This is a genomic window from Pseudomonas sp. P5_A2_2, from assembly GCF_054177685.1.
The window spans coordinates 1-6,387 of sequence record NZ_JBGCUL010000212.1 but is presented as its reverse complement, the minus strand read 5'-3'; the positions used below and the strand labels follow the sequence as shown (position 1 = coordinate 6,387).

General features: G+C 54.9%; 8 protein-coding genes and 1 pseudogene. 6 read left to right on the top strand and 3 right to left on the bottom strand.

Annotated elements, in window-relative coordinates:
* Both ACXRVY_RS14230 and ACXRVY_RS14225 read left to right on the top strand, forming a co-directional pair.
* Positions 1–112, top strand: a 112-nt coding sequence (locus ACXRVY_RS14230) for a hypothetical protein (RefSeq protein WP_458237605.1), incomplete at its 5' end; no start/stop codon positions are given.
* Positions 113–272: 160 nt separating this feature from the next.
* Positions 273–998 (top strand): M12 family metallopeptidase, encoded by a 726-nt coding sequence (locus tag ACXRVY_RS14225; RefSeq protein WP_223458370.1) that lies wholly within the window; start codon positions 273–275, stop codon positions 996–998.
* A 268-nt stretch (positions 999–1,266) separates the two neighbouring features.
* On the opposite strand, the gene ACXRVY_RS14220 is transcribed toward ACXRVY_RS14225, so the two are convergent.
* The 3 genes and pseudogenes from ACXRVY_RS14220 to ACXRVY_RS14210 all read right to left on the bottom strand — a co-directional run.
* A complete protein-coding gene (locus ACXRVY_RS14220; protein ID WP_223458368.1) occupies positions 1,267–2,076 on the bottom strand; it encodes a M12 family metallopeptidase in 810 nt (269 codons plus the stop codon).
* 56 nt (positions 2,077–2,132) lie between these two features.
* On the bottom strand, positions 2,133–2,873 hold the full coding sequence (locus tag ACXRVY_RS14215) for a M12 family metallopeptidase (protein WP_458237603.1): 741 nt from the start codon (positions 2,871–2,873) through the stop codon (positions 2,133–2,135).
* Positions 2,874–3,027: 154 nt separating this feature from the next.
* A pseudogene (locus ACXRVY_RS14210) lies at positions 3,028–3,207 on the bottom strand (succinyldiaminopimelate transaminase); the annotation flags it as partial.
* Between the two features lie 226 nt (positions 3,208–3,433).
* Between ACXRVY_RS14210 and ACXRVY_RS14205 the strand changes: the two are divergent.
* The 4 genes from ACXRVY_RS14205 to ACXRVY_RS14190 all read left to right on the top strand — a co-directional run.
* Positions 3,434–3,796, top strand: coding sequence for an ArsC family reductase (locus tag ACXRVY_RS14205; protein WP_007978403.1), 363 nt, complete (start codon positions 3,434–3,436; stop codon positions 3,794–3,796).
* A 32-nt stretch (positions 3,797–3,828) separates the two neighbouring features.
* The gene (gene dapD, locus ACXRVY_RS14200) at positions 3,829–4,863 is read left to right on the top strand and encodes a 2,3,4,5-tetrahydropyridine-2,6-dicarboxylate N-succinyltransferase (RefSeq protein WP_223458364.1); all 1,035 of its coding nucleotides are present in this window, start codon (positions 3,829–3,831) and stop codon (positions 4,861–4,863) included.
* A gap of 150 nt (positions 4,864–5,013) precedes the next feature.
* A complete protein-coding gene (locus tag ACXRVY_RS14195) occupies positions 5,014–6,219 on the top strand; it encodes an aminotransferase class V-fold PLP-dependent enzyme (RefSeq protein ID WP_223458361.1) in 1,206 nt (401 codons plus the stop codon).
* Positions 6,216–6,387: SufE family protein (locus ACXRVY_RS14190; protein ID WP_458237604.1), on the top strand; the 172-nt coding region annotated here is incomplete at its 3' end. The genes ACXRVY_RS14195 and ACXRVY_RS14190, both read left to right, overlap by 4 nt.

Here is a 6,387-nt window from a genome sequence, read left to right as displayed (position 1 = left end):
GGATAGCGTCAACCCGGGCGCAGGCCGTGTGCGGATGGCGCTGGTCGCGCCGCTGGCGGAGTGCGTCGAAGCAGCGGAACGGATTCGCGCTTTCATTACCGCAAAACGATAAACAACCAAGTCCCGCCCTGTGCAATGCGGCGGCGGGACATCAATTCATTATCCAGTTACAACAACGCTGACCCTGAAACATTCAAGTGCATTATCTTAATATCCACAACCTATTGCTCTGAGGGATCAATATAACGTTACAAACAACATGGAAGTTACTTATGCACACTCCTCACTTTGTCCGAATGAAAAAGCCGCTAAATGAGCAAGACTCTCGCGCCGCGGCTGTCAAGGAAAACGCCAGGAACGTCGCCAGCACCTTGCCCGGACGGCACCAAAAACGCTCGGTTGGTTACCACAGCACGTTCTGGGAAAATGGAAAAAACATTACTATTTCGTTCATGCCAGGATTGCGCGACGAGATGAAGTATGACGCTGAACGAATCATTCGCGAGTGGGAACCTTATGTCGGCCTGGCTTTCGAAGTCGTTGAATCTGGCGGTGAAATACGGATTGACATGAAGGGCGAAGACAGCTGGTCCACACTCGGGACAGATGCATTGCTGCAGCCACCAGACGAACCCACGCTCCTCATTGGGATAGATGCCCCATACATGGTCTTTCGCCGTACAGTACTTCACGAGTTCGGCCACGCATTAGGTTTGCATCACGCCCACTTGCATCCCCAGGCAAATATCCCCTGGAACCGGGAAAAAGTATATGAGTACTACACCAACGTTATTGGGTGGAGCAGAGAAGTCATTGATCACAATATATTTGATTTAGAAACCGGTGCCGACACCTTCCTGGGAAACTATGACAAATATTCCATCATGCACTACAGCGTAGAAAATTCCCTCACCGATGGAGACTGGCACGTTGGCCGCTATACAGAGTTAAGTGAGCAAGACAAGATCAACATAAACAACATCTATCCACTGCTGTAAGCCCGGCCTATATCGCTTATTTCAGGTTTCCCGGCGTGGCCTCATTTGAACTTCAGATTTCCCGAAATTTTCCGAACACGTCATCTCCTATTAGGTGATGACGTGCTGCGAGAGGTGTTGGGGAACTGGATCCAAGTGAAGCCAAGCTGGGAGCAATGAAGTAATGATGCACACTCTTTTGATCGTTTTCATTGCTGTGTTGCAGCGAGTATCGAAGAGTCATCGATATGGCTAGAGCTAAAAATCGTGCTTTAAAAACATTTAGTTGTTAATGAGTTCTGCCAAAAAGTGGTGATTTCAGTTTGTCGTATAGCTCAGAGAGTGTGTCGAGTATAGTTTTGTGAGGGTAGATTTTGCGAATCATCTCCATGTCGCTTTCACTTAGCTTGGAATTTTCAGGGTGTGACCAGTTGTTCAGGGTAAGGTTGCTATCGATGTCGTAATGCATGACTGACAAGGGGTCGTAATCGCCATAGATGTAATATGTGGAGCGAGGTAACGGCAGGACCTGTGAATCAACTCGATCACGCTCCCAGTCGAAATTTTCTTTATACCACGCGTAGACTTTTTCCAGATCCCAAGGGATATCTGCATCGGGATGTTGATGTTCATGATGGAGGCCGAGTGCGTGACCAAATTCATGTAATACAGTGGTTTCGAAATCATCATTCTCTAAAGCTGTTCCTATTTTCATAGTGGGTTTGTCTGGGGGGCAGGTCAGTGCATCTGTACCTAAAAGGGAGTAAGAGCCAATGGTTTGGTTTGGCTCGATTTTTATGCGAATGTCACCCACTGCTCCGGCAATAAATTCGAATTTTAAATTGACATGCGCCAACCATTTGTTTGCAATGTTTTTTACTGTATCTATGGTTTTCTGGTTCTCGTCGTACATGGCTATTTTCAGGGTGCGCCCAGGCTTCCAGAAAGTAGTATGCACGGCGACGCTTCTCTTGGTGCGTCCGGAAGTATTGGATTTGACATTATCACTTCGTTCATTGATCGCGGCCTCGTAAGAGGCGACTGGATCAATGCTTCTAACAATGCTGCAAGCTCCATTTTTCATTGGGGTGGCGTCCATGTCTTTGTCGGTTGTAGTTTTTTGAAAAGGGGGTGTTGGTTTTATTTGCTTGCAAATTATTGGAGCAGTAAGGATTTTGGATATATTTTTCGCATCAGTCGCCGATCATTCTGGCTGAGGCTGGTGTTCTTCTCTACGCTCCAATTGCCCGTGGTCAGTTCATTCGGGATTTGATAGTGCATTATTGATTTTTTGTCATAGGGCGTTGTGCGGGTAGTGAAGGTTTCCAGTATTTTGAATAAGTTGTGATCGACTTCTTCTTTCGACCAGTTATATCTTGTGAGGTAATAGTGGTAGACGAACGGCCTGTTCCAGGGAATGTCGGCTTTGGGGTGCTGGTGTTCATGTTCCATTCCCAGTGCATGGCCAAACTCATGCAAAACGGTGCTTTCGAACGCAGGGTGTGTTAGCTCCGTGCCGATGTTCATTGTGTTCTCGCCTGGACCTCGCAGTGTTGCATCGGTACCGATTGCTGAATAGTTCAAGGGGGCTTCCATGCTGATTCTGATATCCCCCACCGCATCGTCTGCGAACTCCAGCGTCAAATTGATAGAGGGTTGCCATTGTTTGATGGCTGCTATGGCCGCCTGACGGTGTGCGTTGGAGGGTGGGGCAAGAAAAGCAATCTTGAGCGTTCGATGACTTGCCCAGAATTTACTGTGAGATGCGACGCCGCGTTTTTTTCTGCTTCCTATAGAGTCGGTATTGTCGTTGCCAGGGTTTTCACTGATGGYCGCTTCGTAAGAGGCGTGTATATCAAAACTATTGATAACTTTGCATGGCTCTGAATATGGCATTATCGCTCTCCTTCTCGATGTTTTAACCTGGTCAATAGATTGCTTTCGAACTGGAGATTATTTAAATTAAAGTTGCACTGTAAAGTTGCTGCTTGTTAGATGTTGTTGCCGGTGGCGGCCGGTACTGCGTTGCACGGTACAGGCCTTGTCAGTGTCAGTTGCGGCGAGTTATGAAGTTGCGAATACGTTCTGCCGCTTCAAGACATTCGGATAGCGGGGCAACGAGTGCCATGCGTACTCGACCCGCGCCTGGATTTAAACCATCAACATCGCGGGACAAATAAGAACCCGGCACCACGGTCACGTGCTCCTGCTCGAACAGGTCGGGGCAGAAGGCGGCGGCGCCTGCGCGGCAAGGGTGAAGTGACCCGGGTGCCGACAGCGCGATCCTGTTGGTTGCTGACCGTGGGCGGTGTGCGCGGGGCCGTGACTGGGCCCACCGCCTTCGTCGGATCGCCGCCCGGTACCGACACCCTCCCACAGGGTTTTGCGTTTTAACTCAAGGGTCATGGCATAATCCATCACCTTTTAAATCCAGCACCTGCAAAGGGGGCAATTCCTTGACCGTTTCAAGCAAAACGTTGCACCTTTTCGGCATCAAAGCCTGCGACACCATGAAAAAGGCGCGCACCTGGCTCGATGAACACGCTGTCAGCTATGACTTTCATGATTACAAGGCGGTCGGTATCGACCGTGAACACCTGACCCAATGGTGCAGCGAGCACGGCTGGGAAGTGGTGTTGAACCGTGCAGGCACGACCTTTCGCAAGCTCGACGACGAACGCAAAGCCGATCTCGACCAGACGAAAGCCATCGAACTGATGCTCGCACAACCCTCGATGATCAAGCGCCCGGTGCTCGATCTCGGTGACCGAACCCTGATTGGCTTCAAGCCAGATATCTACGCGGCCGCGCTCAAGTAAGCAGCCCGTTCAATTTTGTTAGAGGTAAACACATGTCCACTACCCTGTTCAGCCTGGCCTTCGGCGTCGGCACTCAAAACCGTCAAGGCGCATGGCTGGAAGTGTTCTACGCCGCCCCGGTACTCAAGCCATCGGCTGAAGTCCTCGCCGCTATCGCACCGATCCTGGGCTACACCGAAGGCAATCAGGCCATCGCGTTCAGCACCGCCCAGGCCTCGCAATTGGCTGAAGCGCTGAAAAGCGTCGACGCTGCCCAGGCTGCCCTGCTGACCCGCCTGGCCGAGAGCCACAAGCCGCTGGTTGCCACCTTGCTGGCTGAAGACGCCCAACTGTCGTCCACCCCTGAGGCCTACCTCAAGCTGCACCTGCTGAGCCATCGCCTGGTCAAGCCACACGGCCTTAACCTGGCCGGGATCTTCCCGTTGCTGCCAAACGTGGCCTGGACCAGCCAGGGCGCGGTCGACCTGAGCGAACTGGCCGAACTGCAACTCGAAGCCCGCCTGCGCGGCGAGCTGCTGGAAGTGTTCTCGGTGGACAAGTTCCCGAAAATGACCGACTACGTGGTTCCGGCCGGCGTGCGTATCGCTGACGCTGCGCGTCTGCGCCTGGGCGCTTACGTGGGCGAAGGCACCACCGTGATGCACGAAGGCTTCATCAACTTCAACGCCGGCACCGAAGGCCCGGGCATGATCGAAGGCCGCGTATCCGCTGGCGTATTCGTCGGCAAGGGTTCGGACCTGGGCGGCGGTTGCTCGACCATGGGCACCCTGTCGGGCGGCGGCAACATCGTGATCAAGGTCGGCGAAGGCTGCCTGATCGGCGCCAACGCCGGTATCGGCATTCCGTTGGGCGACCGCAACACCGTCGAGTCGGGCCTGTACGTGACTGCCGGCACCAAGGTCGCACTGCTGGACGAAAACAATCAACTGGTCAAAGTGGTCAAGGCCCGTGAACTGGCTGGCCAGCCGGACCTGCTGTTCCGTCGCAATTCGGAAACCGGTGCCGTGGAATGCAAAACCCACAAATCGGCCATCGAACTGAACGAAGCGCTGCACGCTCATAACTAAGTGCCGCACATCCACCTGTAGGAGCGAGCCTGCTCGCGAAAAACGTAAGGGCAACGCGGTTATTCAGACAATGCGCGTTATCGTTCACGTCCATCGCGAGCAAGCTCGCGCCTACAGGGGTCAGGCGTAAACCCTCCAGGGCCCGATAGCATGATGATCCTCTCTCCCTGGCGCGCCGATTTTCCGGCCATCGCCGCCCTGCAACGGCAAGGCCAGACCTATCTGGACAACGCCGCCACCACGCAAAAACCTCAAGCCCTGCTGGATGCCCTGGCGCATTACTACGCCAACGGCGCGGCCAACGTGCATCGGGCGCAGCATTTGCCCGGCGCCCACGCCACCCAGGCGTTCGAGGACAGCCGCCGCAAAATCGCGCAATGGCTCAATACTGGCGATTGCGGGCAGATCATCTTTACCCACGGCGCGACGTCCGCGCTGAATCTCCTGGCCTACGGCCTGGAACATCTTTTCAATCCGGGCGACGAGATTGTCATCAGCGCCCTGGAGCATCACGCCAACCTGCTGCCGTGGCAGCAACTGGCGCACCGTCGCGAGCTGAAACTGGTGATCCTGCCGCTGGATGCCGACGGTGTGATCGACCTTGAAGCCGCGACCGGTTTGATAGGCTCGCGCACACGTCTGTTGGCGGTCAGCCAATTGTCCAATGTGATTGGCGCGTGGCAGCCGCTGCCTGAATTACTGGCACTGGCCAAGGCGCACAACGCCATGACGGTGATCGACGGCGCCCAGGGCGTGGTCCATGGCCGCCACGACGTGCAAGCGCTGGGCTGCGATTTTTATGTGTTCTCCAGCCATAAACTCTACGGCCCCGATGGCCTGGGCGTGCTGTTCGGGCGCAATACAGCGCTGCAACAACTGCGTCCCTGGCAGTTCGGCGGCGAAATGGTGCTGGATGCCAATTATCACGACGCACGCTTTCGCCCGGCACCGCTGGGTTTCGAGGCCGGGACGCCGCCGATTGCCGGTGTGATCGGCCTGGGAGCGACCCTGGATTACCTCGCCGGGCTCGATCAGAACGCCCTGTCCGCCCATGAAGCAGCGCTGCATGCCTGTCTGCTCAAGGGCCTGGAGGCGCGCAATGGCATTCGCCTGTTAGGCAAACCGCAAGTGGCGCTGGCCAGTTTCACCGTCGACGGTGTGCATAACTCCGATCTCGCGCATTTGCTGACCGAACAAGGGATAGCGGTGCGGGCCGGCCATCACTGCGCCATGCCGCTGCTTAAACGCTTTGAACTGGCCGGGGCGATTCGGGTGTCGTTGGCGCTGTACAACGATTCCGAAGACCTGGAGCGGTTCTTTGAAGCCCTGGATCAGGCGCTGGAGCTATTGCGATGAACCTGCMCGCCGATGCCGTAACGGCACTCGAGACCTTTCAGAAAACGGCCGGCTGGGAACAACGCGCACGCCTGCTGATGCAATGGGGCGAGCGTCTGCCGGCCTTGAGTGATGCGCAGATGTGCGATGCCAACCGGGTGCACGGCTGTGAAAGCCAGGTGTGGCTGG

Bases quoted from the DNA above. Each gene is read 5' to 3' on its own strand.
- ACXRVY_RS14225 (WP_223458370.1), top strand. From the start codon at position 273: ATGCACACTCCTCACTTTGTCCGAATGAAAAAGCCGCTAAATGAGCAA.
- ACXRVY_RS14220 (WP_223458368.1), bottom strand. From the start codon at position 2,076: ATGGACGCCACCCCAATGAAAAATGGAGCTTGCAGCATTGTTAGAAGC.
- dapD (WP_223458364.1), top strand. From the start codon at position 3,829: ATGTCCACTACCCTGTTCAGCCTGGCCTTCGGCGTCGGCACTCAAAAC.
- ACXRVY_RS14195 (WP_223458361.1), top strand. From the start codon at position 5,014: ATGATGATCCTCTCTCCCTGGCGCGCCGATTTTCCGGCCATCGCCGCC.